The 18,014-nt window shown below is 66.2% G+C and carries 13 protein-coding genes; 6 read left to right on the forward strand and 7 right to left on the reverse strand.

All coding sequences use genetic code 11. The features are described 5' to 3' along the window. Positions 1–28: 28 nt before the first annotated feature. A complete protein-coding gene (locus tag TVC13_RS10550) occupies positions 29–943 on the reverse strand; it encodes a carbohydrate kinase family protein (RefSeq protein ID WP_422401166.1) in 915 nt (304 codons plus the stop codon). A gap of 33 nt (positions 944–976) precedes the next feature. After that, positions 977–1,723 carry an alpha/beta hydrolase family protein gene (locus TVC13_RS10555; protein ID WP_422401167.1) on the reverse strand — a complete coding sequence of 249 codons (747 nt, stop codon included), beginning with the start codon at positions 1,721–1,723 and terminating at the stop codon, positions 977–979. Positions 1,724–1,870: 147 nt separating this feature from the next. Between TVC13_RS10555 and TVC13_RS10560 the strand changes: the two genes are divergently transcribed. Next, the gene (locus TVC13_RS10560) at positions 1,871–2,974 is read left to right on the forward strand and encodes a GTP pyrophosphokinase (protein WP_422401168.1); all 1,104 of its coding nucleotides are present in this window, start codon (positions 1,871–1,873) and stop codon (positions 2,972–2,974) included. Positions 2,975–3,314: 340 nt separating this feature from the next. Here the strand turns inward: TVC13_RS10560 and TVC13_RS10565 are convergent, their stop codons facing one another. Further along, on the reverse strand, positions 3,315–4,310 hold the full coding sequence (locus TVC13_RS10565; protein ID WP_422401169.1) for a LacI family DNA-binding transcriptional regulator: 996 nt from the start codon (positions 4,308–4,310) through the stop codon (positions 3,315–3,317). 114 nt (positions 4,311–4,424) lie between these two features. On the opposite strand from TVC13_RS10565, the gene TVC13_RS10570 reads away from it, so the two are divergent. Together TVC13_RS10570 and TVC13_RS10575 are read left to right on the forward strand one after the other, a co-directional pair. Then, positions 4,425–5,426 carry an SDR family NAD(P)-dependent oxidoreductase gene (locus TVC13_RS10570; protein WP_422401170.1) on the forward strand — a complete coding sequence of 334 codons (1,002 nt, stop codon included), beginning with the start codon at positions 4,425–4,427 and terminating at the stop codon, positions 5,424–5,426. Between the two features lie 113 nt (positions 5,427–5,539). Next, complete coding sequence (locus TVC13_RS10575) at positions 5,540–6,556, forward strand: zinc-dependent alcohol dehydrogenase (RefSeq protein ID WP_422401171.1); 1,017 nt, start codon at positions 5,540–5,542, stop codon at positions 6,554–6,556. Between the two features lie 81 nt (positions 6,557–6,637). Here the strand turns inward: TVC13_RS10575 and TVC13_RS10580 are convergent, their stop codons facing one another. The 3 genes from TVC13_RS10580 to TVC13_RS10590 are packed head-to-tail and all read right to left on the reverse strand — an operon-like array spanning position 6,638 to position 12,274. After that, entirely contained in the window at positions 6,638–7,105 is a 468-nt protein-coding gene (locus TVC13_RS10580) for an SRPBCC family protein (protein ID WP_422401172.1), read from the reverse strand. Positions 7,106–7,163: 58 nt separating this feature from the next. Then, positions 7,164–9,641 (reverse strand): phosphoketolase family protein, encoded by a 2,478-nt coding sequence (locus tag TVC13_RS10585; protein ID WP_422401173.1) that lies wholly within the window; start codon positions 9,639–9,641, stop codon positions 7,164–7,166. A gap of 44 nt (positions 9,642–9,685) precedes the next feature. After that, positions 9,686–12,274, reverse strand: coding sequence for an ATP-dependent DNA ligase (locus TVC13_RS10590; RefSeq protein WP_422401174.1), 2,589 nt, complete (start codon positions 12,272–12,274; stop codon positions 9,686–9,688). Positions 12,275–12,406: 132 nt separating this feature from the next. Between TVC13_RS10590 and TVC13_RS10595 the strand changes: the two genes are divergently transcribed. The 3 genes from TVC13_RS10595 (at position 12,407) to TVC13_RS10605 (ending at position 17,543) form a co-directional block, all read left to right on the forward strand. Next, positions 12,407–13,894, forward strand: coding sequence for an SDR family oxidoreductase (locus TVC13_RS10595; RefSeq protein WP_422401175.1), 1,488 nt, complete (start codon positions 12,407–12,409; stop codon positions 13,892–13,894). 119 nt (positions 13,895–14,013) lie between these two features. Then, on the forward strand, positions 14,014–16,236 hold the full coding sequence (locus TVC13_RS10600; protein ID WP_422401176.1) for an acyltransferase family protein: 2,223 nt from the start codon (positions 14,014–14,016) through the stop codon (positions 16,234–16,236). 68 nt (positions 16,237–16,304) lie between these two features. Next, on the forward strand, positions 16,305–17,543 hold the full coding sequence (locus TVC13_RS10605; RefSeq protein ID WP_422401177.1) for an Ig-like domain-containing protein: 1,239 nt from the start codon (positions 16,305–16,307) through the stop codon (positions 17,541–17,543). A gap of 9 nt (positions 17,544–17,552) precedes the next feature. Here TVC13_RS10605 and TVC13_RS10610 read toward each other — a convergent pair whose 3' ends face one another. Continuing rightward, positions 17,553–17,774, reverse strand: coding sequence for a PLD nuclease N-terminal domain-containing protein (locus tag TVC13_RS10610; protein WP_422401178.1), 222 nt, complete (start codon positions 17,772–17,774; stop codon positions 17,553–17,555). Positions 17,775–18,014: the final 240 nt, after the last annotated feature.

An 18,014-nucleotide genomic window follows, 5' to 3' on the forward strand; every position in this document is an offset into this window, starting at 1 on the left:
CTGCCCGCTCCTAAAGCGGTCCGGGGTTCTAGAGCAGTTCACTCCGCCGGGGCGGATCGGCGCCGGGCCGGGACACGGTGACCGCGGCCGCCCGTGCGGCGTAGGTGAGGATAGCCTCGAGGTCCCCGACGCCGATCTTCCGCAGCTCCGGGCGGCGTGCAGCGCCATCGAAATCCCGGTCCATCAGCCCGGCAATCAGGGCGGCCATGAACGAATCCCCTGCCCCAACAGTGTCCGCAACCGCTACGGCGGGCGCCGCGGCCTCACAGCTCCCTGAGGCTGCCACCGCCCAGGGCCCGCGGGATCCGCGGGTAACGACGACGACGGCGGGCCCCATCTCCAGCCAGGCCCGGGCGGCGTCCTCCACCGGCTGGTCCGGGTAGAGCCAGGCAAGGTCCTCGTCGGAGGCCTTCACGACGTCGGCCAGGCGGACAAACTTTTCCGCCTGTTCCCTGGCGTAAGAGGCGTCAGTGATAATGGTGGGCCGGCAGTTCGGGTCATAAGTGATGGTGGCCTGCGGATGCGCCCGTTCGACGGCGGTGAGCACCTCATGTGCCCCCGGCGAGAGCATGGTGGCGATGGAGCCGGTGTGCAGCAGTGTGGTGCCTTCCAGCAGGCGCGGCAGTTCGCCCGCCAGACCGGGCAGCGTCCACTCCAGGTCGAAGGTGTACCGGGCGCCGCCGGCCGGATCAAGCGTCGCGGTGGCAACACTCGTGGGCCGGTCATCCGCCGGCAGGGCAGCCAGAACGGAATTGTTCTTCAGGTGCTCAGCGATCAGCACACCGTAGGCGTCGGTGCCGTAGCGTCCCGCGAACTGCACCGGCCGGCCCAGCCTCGCAACGCCGACGGCCACGTTGAGCGGACTGCCTCCGGGGTGGGAACGGCGCGGTGCCGTGTCGCTGAGGACTTCGTCGATGAGGGCTTCGCCGATGACTGTGATCACGGACTCAACCTACCGACCGCGGACCCGGCGGCGCTACCCGGAGGTATTTCCCGCTGCGTCTTCCACGGCGCGGAGCACCTCGGCCCAGCCGGCGGTACCCGGGGTGATCATCTCAAAATGGTCGCCGGGAATCAGCCGCAGTTCCGAAGTTCCGCCGGCCGCCTTGGCTGCCCGCACGTAGTTCTCAGCAAGTTCCACCGGCACCGTGGTGTCTTCGGAGCCGTGCAGGACGAACACCGGTACCGGAGCGGGCACGGCGCGGACGGGATCGGCAGCCTCCCAACGCTCCGGGTCTTCCTCCGGAGAAGCGCCAAGGAAGTTCTCCGCTGCCTCGCTGCTCAGTCCCAGCTCCTGGGCACGCAGCAGGTCCAGCACCCCTGACTGGCTGACGACGCCGTCCAGCGGCACCCGGGGATCCTTCCGCCCGGCCGCCCAAACTGCCAGGTGGCCGCCTGCTGAGTGTCCCAGCGCGATCACCGGGCCCGGGGCGCCGGCCAGTTCTGGGAGGTCAGCCAGAGCGTCGATGCCTGCGCTGATGTCATCGAATGTCTCCGGCCAGCCGCCTCCGTTGCCGGCACGGCGGTACTCAAGGTTCACGGCAACCCATCCTCGCCCGGCCAGGTCCGCTGCAAGCGGGCGCCCCAGTTCCATGGAGTATTTGGCCCGCCAGTAGCCGCCGTGGATGATCACCACGGTGCCGCGGTCCGTCCGCCCATCCTGAGGAAGCGTGAGCTCACCGAACTGTTCGGCATGGGCGCCGTAGGTGAACCGCTGTGGCATGGGAGTTCCTTCTTCGGTCAGGCAGCTGCTGCCGGCTGCGCCCGGCGGGCCGCCGTCGTCCTAATCTGGAGATGAGCCTAACCGCCGCCCGGCCCCGCCGGTGTCTGCGGCGTGCCATAGGCTGGCAGAAACTGCGAAAGGACAGACGTGAGCGCGTGGGACACCCTGGATGACCGGCTTCGCCCGGTGGTCCAGGCCAGCACGGAAGAGTATGCCCGGGTTCGCCCGGCGCTGGAGTCCGTGACGGCGGAAATGGAAGCGAGCCTGCGGGCAGTGTTCGAGGACAGCACTGTCAAACCGCTGTTTATCGCTTCACGGACCAAGTCTGTGGAGTCGTTCCGGGACAAGGCGTCCCGCACCCTGCCGCCGGAGAATCCGGACGAGGTGCCCACCCTGCTTTTCCCGGATCCGCTGCGGAACCTCACCGACCTGGTGGGTGTTCGCGTGATCATGACCCTGCCGCACGAGGTTGATGAGGCAGCCAACCTGATCAAGCGGCAGCGGGCCGAGTTCGACTGCCGCGGAGACCGCGAGAAGGACATCGGCTCCATCGAGTCAGGAACCTACGGTTACTCCAGCCGGCACCTGATCCTGCGCACCATCCAGAACGAAACGGTGCGGGACTTCCACCGGCTGCTGGAGCCGACGCAAAAGCCAAACGGCAGCTACCTCTTCGAAGTTCAGATCCGCACCGTGCTGGCCCACGCCTGGTCCGAAATTGAGCATGACATCCGCTTTAAGGCCGGTGATCCGCGCGCCTGGAGCCCGTACTTCGACCGCCAGTTCATCGCCACGGCCGCCATGCTGGAAACGGTGGAGAACGAATTCGCCGAACTGCACGAACGCTATGAAACGGTCACCGGTTTCTGGGACGAGGAAGGTGAGGGGTCGGCGCCGCTGACGCCCAACCGAATCCGGCACGTCTGGATGACGCTCCTCCCCCACGTGAACCGCAAGGCCGGAGACGACTGGGGCTGGGCGGCGGAACTGCTTGCCGCCCACGGCCTGAAGACGACCATGGACCTGGCCGGGCTGCTGCAGGCCGAGGCCATCACCGAAGTCCGTGCAGCCCTGGACCACCGCTACTCACCGGGGCCGGACCGTCTGCTGGATGACCTTCTGCTGTGGCGCTTCGGGAAGAAGCACATCGACCTCACCGCCGAACCGGAGGATGCTCCGTCCAAGCCCCGGCGTGAATCCCTGGGCCGGCGCTACCGGCAGATGCAGCTGTACCGGGCGCGGGAGGCCTAGCCGGGGCCGGTGGCTTCGGGGACAGGACCTCTCCCGGATAACAACCGACCCGGGTTTGGCCGCAGTCTCGCAGCGAGTGATTACCTCCGCGCCACACCTTTCCGGCCGGGGCACAGAGCTGCGTCGACGAGCCCGCCGCGAGCCGCCATCCTGTGCTGCAATAACGCTCTTTAGTCCGGTTCCGTACGTCCTGTGCTGCAACAACGCACCTCTGGACGCTTCATAGCGACGTTGTTGCAGCACGGGATGAAACCGGGGTGCCCATAACAGCCTTATTGCGTCAGAGGATGAAGGCTCTGGGATGGAGGCTCAGGCGCCGCAGCCATCCGGAGCACAGGAATCAGGCCGAGGCGCGGCGGACAAGCGCGACCGGGGGCAGGTTCTGCTCCGGAGCCCCTGTGACGGTACCGAAACTCCCTGGTTCCACCAGTGACTCCGTAGCCAGCTGCGCGAACAGCACGCCGATTCGGCGGGCATGGACACTGACCGTAGTCAGCGGAGGCACTGCGAGGCGGGCCAGCGGAATGTCCTCTGCCCCAATCACGGCGAGGTCCGACGGCGCGGACCGGTTGAGCCTGGACAGTCCAGCCAAGAGGGCAAACGCGTATTCATCGTCAAAGGCACAGACTCCGGTCACCGGTGTGTCGGCGAAAAGCCACCGGCCAACGGCGGCGGAAGCGTCAGCAGGGTCAAGATTGATCCGCTCTACGGCAGGGGGCTCCAGCCCGTGCCGGTGACAGGCCTCCTCGATGGCGGCCAGGCGTGCCTCGGCCCGCCACTGATACCCGGAGGCGGCAGGCAGGGCAACGCCGATCCGCCGGTGTCCGGAACGTGCAAGGTGCTGCACCTGCAGGGCGCCGATACCAAGATCAGGACCCAGGGGATCGGCATGGTCCTGCTGCAGGGAGGCCATTGGCACACCGGTGGCCTGAAGCGCGTCCAAGTCCGGCTCCTGAAGCGGAGTTGCAAGGATCAATGCCGCCGGCACCAGTGAGCGCACCAGCGGTGCGGCAGCACCCCCGTCCGGCAGGCGGTGCGCAATCAGGCGCAGGCCAGCCTGTTCCACCTGGTCTGAGGCTCCATCCAGCACCATGGCCAGTGCCCGGCCCAGCGGTTCGGGTGGCAGGAGCATAAGCACGAGGTCACTTTGTCCCCGGCGCAGCGTCCGGGCGGCAGTCGACGGCGCATAGCCAAGTTTCGCCGCAGCGGTGAGAACCCGCTGCCGGGTCGCCTCCGTGATGCTCTGCCCGCTCCTGCCGTTGAGCACATAGCTGACCGTTGCCCGGGAGACCCCGGCTGCGCGGGCGACGTCGTGCGAAGTGACCTTGCGGTGCACGGAGTTCCTTTCGTGACCATCTGACCCTTTCGAAGATACACTTTACTTACACGTGTAAGTAACGAAACGGTGGCCGCGTACCCACGGCTGCTCCATCCATCGAAAGGAACGTCCATGGCGGCCAACAAGCCCCTGACAGCCCAGAACACCATCCAGGAGTGGCTCGACCACCCGGAAGGCGGCCCCATCCTGCGCGGCTTCCTGGCCCAGACCGGAAGCGACGAAGCTTCCCTCGGCCCGGCCCTTGGCCTGAAGCTCCAGCAGCTTGTGGACCTGAGCCAGGGACAGATGCCCCAGGCCGCCGTCGACGGACTGGTGATGCAGGCCAACGGCGGCGTGATGCCGGAGCTCGAAGAGACCGCGCTTCCCACTGTTCCGGGCCGCTTTGAGAACAAGACCGTCATCGTCACGGGTGCCGGCTCCGGCATCGGCCGAGCCACGGCCGCCCGCATCGCCCGCGAAGGCGGCCGCGTCATTGCCGTTGATATCGCCGAAACAAAGATTCAGGAACTGGCCGAAGAACTCGGCGACGCCATTGTTCCAGTGGCCGCCGATCTCACGGACCTGGCAGCCGTGGACCGGATCATCGCCGCCGCCGGCGGACAGATCGACGGTCTGGCGAACGTGGCCGGCATCAACGACGACTTCAGCCCGCTGCACGAAGTATCCGATGCGATGTGGCAGAAGATCTTCGCCGTAAACGTGGACGGCCTGGTCCGCCTGACCCGCGCCGTACTGCCGGGCATGCTTGAGGCACGCAAGGGCGCGATCGTGAATGTCACCTCCGAGGCAGGCCTGCGCGGCTCCGCTTCCGGCGTGGCCTACACGGCGTCCAAGCATGCCGTTGTGGGCATCACCAAGAGCGCCGCGTTTATGTATGCCAAGGAAGGCATACGTGTAAATGCCGTTGCTCCGGGCGGCGTCGCCACCGGCATCCCCATGGGCGGCAAGGTCTCCGAGTACGGCGAAGCACGCCTGACCCCCGCCCGCGTGATGATCCCCGGCCTGGCTTCGGCCGAGGACCTGGCTGCGTCCATCACGTTCCTGCTCAGCGATGACTCCGTGAACATCAACGGTGCCATCATGCCGTCCGACGGCGGCTGGTCCGCGGGCTAAGCCTGAACACATAACGAACGACGGCGGCCGGTTTCCTTCCCAAGCGAAGGGAACCGGCCGCTGTGCCCCACCCGCTGTCCCAGCGCAGCGGGCACTGAACTCAGGGAGAGAGCATGAAATCTGTTTACGTCACAGGCCCGGGCACCAATGAATGGGTGGAGGTGGAACGCCCAGCCGCCGGTCCCCGTGATGTGCTGCTGAAGATGAAGGCCTGCGGCATCTGCGGCTCCGACGCGATGTACACCCAGATTGGTGGCATTCCGCCCCGCCAGGGAGCCACGCCGCTGGGGCATGAGCCGGCCGCCGAGGTTGTGGAAGTCGGCGCCGAAGTGAACGGATTCGCTGTGGGTGATCATGTGGTCATCGACACGATGGCCTTCACCGACGGACTGCTGGGCAGCGGCGGCGCCCAGGGCGGACTCTCGGAGTATGTAGTAGTCCGGGACGCTGAGCCGGGCCGCCAGCTGCGGGTCATTCCGCAGGAGGTTCCGTGGGAGGTCGCCGCCCTCAACGAGCCTATGGCAGTTGCTTACCACGCGGTGAACCGCACCAATCCCAAGCCCGGCGACAAGGTGGTGATCTTCGGTGCAGGCCCCATCGGACTCGGCGCGGTGCTGGGTTACCGCCGGCGCGGAGCCTCGCACATCGTCGTCGTCGACATCGTGCCCTCCCGCCTCGCGAAGGCCCTCGAGGTCGGCGCGGACGCAGTGATCAACTCCGCCGAAGAGGATGTAGCGGCCCGCCTGGTGGAACTGCACGGCGACGGTGCCACCATGATGGTGCGCGGCACCCGCTCCGGAACCGATATCTTCCTTGATGCCGCAGGCGCTCCGGTGGTCCCCCAGACCGTGGCCGGCGTCGCGAAGTCCGGTGCGGTGCTCGGCATCGTGGCGGTCCACAAGAAGCCCGTTGAGCTTGATTTCGGTTCCATTCTCACCACCGAGCTGACGATAGTCTTCGCGATGGGTTACCCGACGGAGATCTTCGAGGTCACTGACGACATCATCGAGAACTGGCAGAAGTACGCGCTGATCATCAGCGATGTGCTGCCCTTCGACCGCGCCCTGGAGGCACTGGAATTGGCGAAGACTCCGGGCGCCGCTGACAAGGTTGTCATCCGCTTCGACTGACCCCCGTTCGAAGGACATTGCGACGGCGGCCGGTCCCCTTCTTAGCGAAAGGGACCGGCCGCCGTCGTCGTTCGAGAAGGGTCAGGAACCCGACACCGCGGCCGCAAGCTTGTTCAGCGAGCCTTCGAGCTCTTCCTTGCTGACCATCGGGAAGGAGACCTTCTTGAGGGTTTCCTTGTCCGTGACCTTACTCCAGTCATAGGTCAGGGTCACTTCGGTTGAATCCGGACCCATGGACGCCAGCTCCCACATCCACTCCCAGCCCGCAGGCTCGGTGCCGGCGACGGCGGTCTGCCAGGCCAGCAGCTTGTTGTGGTCGAAGCCGGTGACGTGGTTGTCCGTCTTGTAGTCGCCCATCTTGGAATTGTTCATGTTCATGGTGAACACATCACCGACTTTGGCGATGCGGTCGGTCTTCTCGTCCGAAACCACCATTCCCGAACCGTCCAGCTCATGGTGCCGCTCAGGGTTGGAGAGCAGGTGGAAAATGTCCCCTGCCGGTGCGTCAATGACGCGGGATACGGAAATGGTCGACTGTTCGTTGGACATAGTTCTCCTTCGTGTAGACGGATCATGCCATCCCGGCGGGCGGTAGCCCGCGGGAAACCTAGTCTTGCGTGGACCTTTGGGCCTCTTCGAGCGTCCAGCCGCTGATGAAGGGCGGGTCCTGCCCCTCGTCGCGGGTGTACTGGCGGCAGCGCTCCCGCTCGTCCTGCAGCCACTGCCGGAAGCCGGCCTGGGTGGACCCCAGCGACGGTACGCGGTCAAGGACGTCGATGGCCAGCTGGAACCGGTCGATCTGGTTCAGCATCGCCATGTCGAACGGCGTGGTGGTGGTGCCCTCCTCCTTGTACCCGCGCACATGCAGGTTGCCGTGGTTCGTGCGGCGGTAGGTCAGCCGGTGGATCAACCAGGGATAGCCGTGGTACGCGAAGATAATGGGTGATTCCTTGGTGAACAGGGTGTCGAAGTCCCGGTCGGAGAGCCCGTGCGGATGCTCCGCGGAGTCCTGCAGCCGCATCAGGTCCACCACATTCACCACCCGGATCCGCAGCTGCGGCAGCCGCTCCTTCAGCAGGGCGGCGGCAGCAATGGTTTCAAGGGTGGGCACATCCCCTGCACAGCCCATGACGACGTCGGGATCGGGCTGCGGGCCGGGACCGTCACCTTCGCTGCCGGCGAAGTCCCACACCCCAATACCCCTCTTGACGTGCAGCTTCGCCTCTTCGGGGCTGAGCCAGACCGGGGCGGGCTGCTTGCCGGAAACCACCACGTTCACCCGGTCCCGGGTTCCTAGGATGTGCTGGGTGACGGCGAGCAGGGTGTTCGCGTCCGGCGGCAGGTAGACCCGGATGACGTCGGCTTTCTTGTTCACCACATGGTCGATGAACCCGGGGTCCTGATGTGAGAAGCCGTTGTGGTCCTGTTGCCAGACATGGCTGGAGAGCAGGTAGTTCAGCGAGGCGATGGGCTGGCGCCAGGACAGGTCCTTGCTGACCTTCAGCCACTTGGCGTGCTGGTTGAACATTGAGTCGACAATGTGGACAAAGGCTTCATAGCAGTTGAAGACCCCGTGCCGGCCGGTGAGGAGGTAGCCTTCCAGCCAGCCTTCGCAGAGGTGCTCGCTGAGCACTTCCACCACCCGGCCACTGCGGGCCAGGTGCTCATCCACGGCTTCGATGCGCTGCTGCCAGACCTTGTCCGTGACGCCATAGACCTCCTGCAGCCGGTTCGACGCCGTCTCATCCGGCCCGAAGATCCGGAAGTTCTCCGGATTTCGCCGGATGATCTCTGCCAGGTACTTGCCCAGGTTCAGCATCGGGCTCACCCGTTCGCTGCCGGGTTCCTTAATGTCGACGGCGAACTCCGCGTAGGCGGGCAGCCGCAGGTCCTGGAGCAGGCGGCCGCCGTTGGCGTACGGGGTGGCGCTCATGCGCAGGTTCCCGGCCGGAGCCAGGGACGCTATTTCCCCGCGGAGCCGGCCCTCGCCGTCGAACAATTCCTCCGGCCGGTAGGACTGCAGCCATTCCTGCAGCTGCGCGAGGTGTTCGGGGTTGTCATGAACCTCGGACAGCGGGACCTGGTGGGCACGCCAGGTTCCTTCCACGGGTTTGCCGTCCACTTCACGCGGGCCGGTCCAGCCCTTGGGGGAACGGAAGACGATCATGGGCCAGCGCGGGGCGTGGGCGTCAACGCCGCCGGCCTGGGGCGCGTCGGCAGGTACAGCGAGTTTTTCGCCGGTCCGGTACGGGGCCTGGATGGCATGGATTTCCGCCAGGCAGGCACCCAGGGCCGCAGCGAAGTCCTCATGGGCGGCCATCACGGCGTCGGGATCCTGCACGGTGACGAAGTGCGGGCGGTACCCGTAGCCCTCGAGCAGCTTCACCAGCTGGGATTCGGGCATCCGGGAAAGCACAGTGGGGTTGGCGATCTTGTAACCGTTGAGATGCAGGATCGGCAGCACCGCACCATCCGCGGCCGGGTCCAGGAAACTGTTGGAATGCCAGGACGCGGCCAGCGGTCCGGTTTCCGCCTCACCGTCGCCTATTACCGTGGCAGCCACCAGGTCCGGGTTGTCGAACACTGCACCGTAGGCGTGGGCCAGCGAGTATCCCAGCTCCCCGCCTTCGTGAATTGAGCCGGGGGTTTCCGGCGCCGCATGGCTGGGCACACCGCCGGGGTAGGAGAACTGCTTGAACAGGGTGCGCAGCCCGTCTTCGTCTTCTCCGACGTGGCTGTAAATCTCCGAATAGGTACCCTCCAGCCAGGCGTTCGCCACGTTCGCCGGACCTCCGTGCCCGGGGCCGGTAATGAACAGGAACTCCCGCCCGGTCTCATTAATCAGCCGGTTAAGGTGCGCGTAGATGAAGTTCAGCCCCGGGGTGGTTCCCCAGTGCCCCAGCAGCCGCGCCTTCACGTCGCCCGGCTCCAGGGGCCGGCGCAGCAGCGGGTTGTCCCGCAGGTAGATCTGCCCGGCGGAGAGGTAGTTAGCCGCCCGCCACCAGGCGTCCACCGCCTGCAGCTGGCTTTCCTCCGGCAGCGCCGTGCCGGGGAGGCGTTCTTCAGGGGTTCGGGTCTCGGTCATCGCTGCGTTCCTCCCGGTTGGGGATGGGTGACGGACTGGTGTTCCTAGGACGACGGTGCGGGGATTTCGGGGACGACGTCGGAGGGCCGCTTATCCGGCCGCAGTCCCCGCCAGACGGGGTGCCGGAGTTTGCCGGTGCCCGTGCGCTCGGCGTAGGTGACCTCCCCTACCAGGACCGGCCGGACCCAGCGGGCGTCAGAGGCGTCGGCGCGCGGCACGTCGTCCAGCGGCGCGGTCTTGCGGGACAGTTTCTTCAGGCGGGAGCCCACCAGTGCCAGGTCCTTCTCACTCAGACCTGAGCCGACGCGGCCGATGTACTGCAGCTCGGTCCCGTCCGGAACCGCTACCAGCAGGGAACCCACCTTGTTCGCCCGGTTTCCCTGGCCGGGCCGCCAGCCAACAATGACCACTTCCTGGCTGAACTGGTTCTTGAGCTTGATCCAGCTGCGTGACCGGGTGCCGGCTGAGTAGTCCGCGGACCTCCGTTTCGCCACCACACCCTCAAGCCCCAGCTCCTTGCTGGCCTCAACCGCGTCATCCATGCCCAGGTCCAGGGCCGGCGGAACCTGGACGTGCCCGTCGTCTTCACTCGATTCAACGGCCTGTTCAAGGATTTCGCGGCGCTGTTCGTAGCTGAGCTCCAGCAGCGAGTTTCCATCCAGCCAAAGCAGGTCGAAAACCATAAACTGCACCGGGGTCTTGGCGGCCGCGGCTTCAGCGTCGCGGGCCCGGGTCAGGTGCATCCGCGGCTGGAGCAGGCCAAAGTCCGGCCGTCCGGCCTTGTTCAGGGCGACGATTTCCCCGTCCAGCACGGCCCGTTCACCGTTCAGCGCGCCGCCGAGCTCCTGTAGTTCGGGGTACGCCACCGTCATATCGTTGCCGTTGCGGCTGATCAGACGGGTGCCTTCGGGAGTCACTTCGGCGATGGCCCGCACGCCGTCCCATTTCATCTCGAACGCCCACTCGGCGTCGTCGTTAATGTCTGCCTTTGAGCCCAGGGTCGCGAGCATGGGCTTCAGCGACGGCATGCCGGAGTCCTTGATGTCCTTCTTCACCGCTGCGCCGTCCGGCAGGGGCAGCGGATCCGGGCGGGCTTTGGCAGCGGCTTTGGTCACCTTGGCAGGATTCTCCCCGGACTTTTTATCCGGCTTCTTCGCGGACGGTTCGGCCTTTTCGGCAGGTTTGGCGGTCTGGTCCTTCATCAGGTGCAGCAGCCAGTTGCTCTTGCCGTCCTGCCCGCCGGTATGGATGAAGGCGAAGCGGCGCACCGCCGAACCGTCGCGCGCCAGGCCGCCGTCGGGCTGACCGTGAACGGTGACGATCACTTCCTTGTCCGGCCGCCACTTCTCCGTCTCATAGGTGCCGTGGTCCCAGATGGTTACCTCGCCGGCACCGTATTCGCCTTTGGGAATGGTGCCTGCGAATCCGCCGTAGTCCAGCGGATGGTCCTCGGTCTGGACGGCCAGGTGGTTCTTGTCCGGCGTCGTGGGAGGTCCTTTGGGCACCGCCCAGGAAACCAGCACGCCGTCGCGCTCCAGCCGGAAGTCCCAGTGCAGACGACGGGCGTGGTGTTCCTGGATCACGAAGCTGTTCCCGTCCCCCTCCACGGCTTTCGGCGCTTCCGCGGGCACGGGCTCGGGCGTCTTAGCGGCGTCGCGCATGCTGCGGTACTTGTGCAGCCTGTCCGGGCCGCCGCCGTCGGCTTCCAGCACCTCCGGATCGGCGTCACCGGAATGCATGCCGGCAAGCGGATCCCCGATGTCCTCGACCCGGTCCAGGACCTGCTCATAATCCAGCTGCGCCAGGTCCGGGTCCTCGAGTTCCTCCCAGGTCCGCGGGGCAGCGACCATGGGCCGGAACCGTCCGCGCAGGGAGTAGGGGCAGATGGTGGTCTTGTTGGCGTTGTTCTGGCTCCAGTCCACCAGGACCTTGCCTTTGCGCAGCGTCTTTTTCATGTCGCTGACCACCAAATCCGGATGGTCCGCTTCCAGCGCCCGCGCCAGTTCATGTGCGACGGCGCTGACCTCATCGGAGGTCTGCCCGCCGTCCAGCGCGGCGTAGAGGTGAATGCCCTTGGAGCCGCTGGTGACCGGACGGGCATCCAGGCCCATATCCGTGAGGATGCTGCGGGCCAGACGCGCCACTTCAGCGCAGTCGGCCAGGGATGCCCCCTCTCCGGGGTCAAGGTCCAGCACCAGCCGGTCCGGATTCTGCCGGACGCCGCGCGGCCCGAACTGCCACTGGGGAACATGGATTTCCAGGGCAGCCAGCTGGGCCAGCCAGGTCAGCGTGGCCAGGTCATTGACCAGCGGATAAACGTTGTTGTGGTCCTTGTGCTCGATCGTGTACCGCTTCACCCAGCTGGGCGCTGAATCGTCAATGTTCTTCTGAAAGAAAACCTGCCCGGGATCATCCGGGGTTCCCACGCCGTTGACCCAGCGTTTTCGGGTTGCCGGACGGTTGCGTGAATAGGGAATCAGCGTCGGGGCGATGGCCGCGTAATAGGAGAGAACATCCGCCTTGGTGGTTCCCGTTTCCGGGTAGAGGACCTTGTCCAGCGAGGTCAGGCGCAGGCGGTGTCCATCCACATTGACCGTTTCCCGCTGCTTCGGGGCCGTTCCCGTTGTCGCCATGCCCTCTAGTCTTACCGGGATTATGAGGCAATTTCCAGTAGATATCAGCATGCTTACAAAATCTTGGGGCGTTTTTGGGAGGGATAGTGCAGTGGCCCCCGAAGCGGGTCCGCCGGTGTGTATGTTGGGGCAATGACGGACACTCAGCGGGTCTTGGTCACGGGAGCAACAGGTTATATTGGCGGGCGCCTGGTTCCGCTGCTGCTGGCTGACGGCCGCACCGTACGGGTCCTGGTCCGGTCTCCGGAGAAGCTCAACGATGTTCCCTGGCGGAACGACGTCGAAATAGTGCAGGGTGACCTCTCCGACGCAGAGTCGGTCGAAAACGCCTTCCAGGACGTGGACACCGTGTACTTCCTGGTCCACTCGATGGCCTCCGGCAAGGGCTTCGCGGCCCAGGAGGAGAACATCGCCAACATTGTGGCATCTGCCGCGGAAAAGGCGGGGGTCAAGCGGATCGTGTATCTGGGCGGCCTGCACCCGAACGAGGGCGAGCTCTCCCCGCATATGGCCTCGCGCACCGCCGTCGGTGAGATCCTGCTCAACGGCGCTGTCCCGGCCGTGGTGTTCCAGGCCGGCGTGGTGATCGGCTCCGGTTCGGCGTCGTTCGAAATGATCCGCCACCTCACGGAGACCCTGCCGGTCATGCCGGCCCCCAGCTGGGTGCGCCGGAAGATTGAACCGATCGCCGTCCGCGACGTGCTCCACTACCTGGTCCGTGCCGTGGACCTGCCCGAAGGTATGAACCGCACGTTCGACATCGGCTCCGGCGACGTCCTGGAGTACGCAGACATTATGAACGGCTACGCCGCAGTGGCCGGACTTCCCAAGCGCCGGATTTATGCCCTGCCGATCCCCGCCCCCAAGCTTGCCGGCCTGTGGGTGGCGCTGGTGACGCCGATCCCGCTGGCCATGTCCCGGCCGCTGGTCGAGTCACTGCAGCACGATGCGGTGACCAAGGAACGGGACATTAATGACTACATTCCGGCCCCGGAAGGCGGGCTGACCAACTACCACGACGCCGTCACGCGGGCACTGGGCAAAGAGGCGCGCAATGAGGTGGAGACCACCTGGGCCAGCGCCTCCAGCGCCGCGGACCTGGCCTCCGAGCCGCTGCCCTCCGACCCGGACTGGGCCGGGCAGACGGTCTACGTGGACCAGCGCCGGCGCGGATCCACCGTTGATCCGGCCCATATCTGGCAGGTCATCGAGGGAATCGGCGGCAAGAACGGCTGGTACTCGCTGCCCATGGCATGGGCCATCCGCGGGGTCCTCGACAAAACCGTAGGAGGTGCCGGCCTGACCCGCGGACGGCGGAATCCTTCCACGCTGCTGACCGGCGACGTCGTTGACTGGTGGCGCGTTGAACTGCTGGAGCGCGGAACGCTGCTCCGGCTGCGGGCAGAGATGCGGGTTCCGGGCAAGGCCTGGCTGGAGCTGCGGGTGGATCCCGACGGCGAGGGCAGCGTCTACAGCCAGCGGGCGATCTACTTCCCCCGCGGCCTGCTGGGGCGGTTGTACTGGTGGCTGATTTACCCCTTCCACGGGCTGATCTTCCCGTCCATGGCGAAGAACATCACCCGGCAGGCTGCACGGATGGCTGAGGCGGACGCCGCCTGAGTAGTTCTGTATGTCAAGGGTGTAACCACAATCGTCCTCCGCGCGGCACCAATTCGCGGGCTGCCGGGCTGCCGGGCTAAATTCGATGAAGCCCCCACCCCCAGAGCGAAAGTGAAGTCGTGCCCGCTCCCAGGTCCCAGACCGCATCAAGCCGAGCGCAGCTTCCTGCCCTGCCGAGGCATCGTCCCGGCGGTGCCTACCGCTATGACATTGAGGGCCTGCGGGCCCTGGCTGTCCTGGGCGTTCTGGGCCACCACCTGCTGGCCTGGCCGTCGGGCGGGTATGCCGGCGTCGACGTCTTCTTCGTCATTTCCGGGTTTCTCATCACCACCATCCTGATCCGGGAAATCACATCACCGCAGAAGCTGTCCCTGCCTGATTTCTACCGGCGGCGCGTGCGGCGGCTCGTTCCGGCTGCAGCTGCCGTCCTGGCCGTGACCTCTGCGGCGGCGTTCCTGGTTTTCGGTTCGGGACGCGGCGCAACTGTCCTCGAGGACGCCGTCTGGTCCTTCTTCTTCCTGGGCAACTGGCGGTTCGCCGTTTCCGGAACCGACTACCTGAACGCCGGCACGGCCGTCTCACCGCTGCAGCATTTCTGGTCCCTCGGGGTGGAAGAGCAGTTTTATCTGGTCTGGCCCTGGGTGCTGGTGGCGGGCATCGCCGCAGCTGCTGCCCTGCGCTGCACCGACCGCGGCATGCGGGTGCTCCTGCTGCTCTTTGTTGGAGCACTGTGCGCCGCCAGCTTTGCGTTCGCACTCTGGGAAACCGCCAACCGGCCCTCCACTGCCTACTTCTCCACACTCTCCCGTGCCTGGGAACTCGGCACGGGCGCCCTCCTGGCAGTGACGGCACCTTGGCTGGCCCGAATGCCTGCCGCAGCACGTGCGGCCGCCGGATGGGCCGGGCTGGCAGGCATTGCTGCGTCCTTTGCCCTGCTCTCGGCGGACAGTGCGTTTCCGGGGCCGGCCGCTGCCCTGCCGGTGCTTTCCGCAGTGCTGGTCCTCACCGCGGGAACAGGGGCCCGCGGTCCGCGCCACAACCGCGTGATGTGGCCGCTGACTAATCCTGCCAGCCGTTACCTGGGACGTATCTCCTACTCGCTGTACCTCTGGCACTTCCCGGTCGTCGTTTTCGCGGCTGCATTGGTTCCGGCAGCGCCGCCGCTGCTTCTGCTGGCTGTGTCCGTGCTGCTGGCGGCGCTGTCCTTCTCCTTTATCGAGAACCCTGTGCGCCACTCGCGCTGGCTGCAGCCGCGCTACGGCGCACGGGAACACGGACGCCGCTACCGGCGTCCGGCCCTGGCGCCCCGGCCCGTGCGGCTCGCCGCTATGGCAGCGGCCGGCGGCCTGCTCTCCGCGGCCCTGGTTGCGCTCACGATCGAGACCACCCTGCACGCCCCGGGCAGCCCCGCAGCCGCGCAACCGCCCGCCGCAGCGCAGGTGCCGGCACCCTCCAGCCCCGCCCAGCCGGATCCCGCGGCAGCACACACGGCAGCTCTACGCTCCGCCCTGGCCAGCACCGAATGGCCTGCCCTTGAACCCGATCCGTCCACTTTCACCGAGGGCGGGCGCAGCGCCAAGCCTGCCGAGTGGATTCAGGACGGCTGCCTTGGCGAAAACGAATCCCGTGACCCGGATCCGATCACCAATACCGAGCACTGTGTCTATGGCAGCCCGGATGCCCCTCGGGACCTGGTGCTTTACGGCGATTCGGTTGCCATGGCCTACCTCCCGGCCCTGCGCGCTGTCCTGGTGCCGGAGGACTGGCGGATCCACGTCTTTACCGCCGCCGGCTGCGCGCCCTCCGACGTGCCGCAGAACCGGGTTGGCGGTGCACCGTACCCCGAATGCCCGGCGTTCCGGGACTGGTCGGTCCAGCGCATCGGCGAACTGGCTCCTGACCTGCTGGTTATGGCCTCTTTCCGGTATGACCCCGCCCTTGCCAGCGGCGCGAGGGGAGAAACAGCGGACGCCGAGTGGAGCGAAGGCACCCGCAGGATCCATGAGGCGCTGGCCGGCAAGGCAGGGCGCACCGTGGTACTTGCCGCGCCGCCTGAGGCGAAGGATCCGGCGCAGTGCGCCACCCGGTTCAGCACTCCGGGGGACTGTGAAAACCGGCTTCCGGCAGATCACCAGTCCCGCATGGCCCTAGAGTCCGCTGCGGCAGGACAGGCGAACCCCAATGTTGAATGGGTGGACACAACCGCGTGGTTCTGCCTGGACGGCCGCTGCCCGGCGTTTGTGGGTACGGTCCCGCTGTATGCCGATGCCTACCACCTCAGCGCAGCCGGGTCCCGGGAGCTGGCTCCGCTGCTGGCGGGTGTCCTGGGAAATACAGCCTGACGGGTTAGCCCTCCGGGCCGCCTAACGTAGGATGACTTCAGCTAAGAGAGACGTAGGGGACAGACAAAGTGCAGGAAAAAAGCAGCCGAAAGCGGTGGATTGCCCTGGCCGCAGCGGCTGGGGTACTGGTTGTCGGCGGCGCCGTGGGCGTCGCGGCAGCCACAGGCGCCTTCGACGCCGGAACATCTTCCGCCCAGCCGTCAGCTGAACCCTCAGCATCCCCCACGCCAACCGAAGCCGCCATTCCGGTGACCTTCACGGCTGAGCCCGCCGACAGCGCCACCGAGGTGAATCCTGCCTCAGTGCCCGTCCTGAAAGTCGAGAACGGCACCATCGAGTCCGTGAGCCTGGCGCCGGCATCGGGCGGAGCCGACGTAGCCGGGGAGTTTGCTGCCGGAGAATCAGAGTGGACTGCCTCCGAGCCCCTGAAGTTCAACACGGAATACACCTTCGCCTTCACGCTCGCCGATGCCAACGGGAAGACAACCAAGGCATCGCAGACCTTCCATACGGTCACCCCGCCCAATGAGGCCAATGCCTTCATGGCACCAATGGATAAGTCCGTGGTCGGCGTCGGCCACCCGATCGAGATCAATTTCAGCGAACCGGTTCTGAACAAGGCTGCCGTTGAAGCCGCCATCACCGTCACCAGCACCAGCGCCCAGACAGGCGCGTTCTACTGGATCTCCGACACCAAGGCCCGCTACCGCCCGGAAACGTTCTGGGAGCCCAACAGCACAGTCACGGTGGACATGCAGCTCTTCGGCGTGGACTTCGGCAATTCGATGATCGGCAACTTCAACGAGACCCGCACATTCCAGGTCCACAACTCCCGCGTCGCCGTCGTAGACAACCTCACCAAGACCATGCAGGTTTTCATTGACGGGCAGCTCACCCGGTCCTTCCCCGTGACGCTGGGAGACTCCGCCTGGCCTTCCCCAAGCGGATACCAGGTGGTCATGTCCCAGCACGCCACCCTGCCGTTCCGCGCCGAGAGCATCGGCCTGAAGCCCGGGGACCCTGATTACTACGAACCTTTCGATGCCTCATGGGCCAGCCGGCTGACCAACAGCGGGGTGTTTGTGCACGAGGCGCTGCCCGGGGCCATGGGCGCACTCGGCGTCATGAACGTCTCCCACGGCTGCGTTGGCATGTCCCCCGAGGGTGCCAAGTACTTCTACGACACGTTCGAGCCGGGTGACCTGGTGCAGGTGCTGAACACCGAAGTGGGACCGGCAGCCATGTGGGACGGTTACGGGGACTGGAACGTGCCCTGGGCGGAGTATTCAACCCAGCCCAAAGGCTAGTTCCCGGGCTTAGCCTCGGCGGCGCCCGAACAGGAAGTAGCTGATCGGACCAATGAAGTTTACGGCGCAGGCGGCACTCCAGGCAGCCTTCGGTCCGCGGATTTCGCTGCCCGGACGGCGCCAAATATCCACCAATGCGGCTCCGGCCAGCAGGAACTGGACGCTGGACAGGACACCCAGGCCCTTCTTCTGGCCCGCGGTCAGGTCGCTGAGGGTCTTTTTCCTGCTCATGGGAACTCCTTAGGGATTCTTCGAGCCGGAGAAATCTTCGCCGGCCGTGCCCGGCCGGAAGGCCAGGCCCGCACCTGTTCGATGAAGACCTGCACGACGGCGGTCAGTATCCCCAGCATAATCAGGTTCGGACCCGCCCGGCGCAGCTTCTGCGCCCAGGGCTCCACCGGACAGCCGCTCCAATTGGGCAGTAACTGTAACGGCCCCGCCCCCGCGGCGCGGCCGGGGCGGTGGCGGGGG

This window comes from Arthrobacter sp. 3Tela_A, from assembly GCF_049311025.1.
Lineage (GTDB): Bacteria > Actinomycetota > Actinomycetes > Actinomycetales > Micrococcaceae > Arthrobacter_B.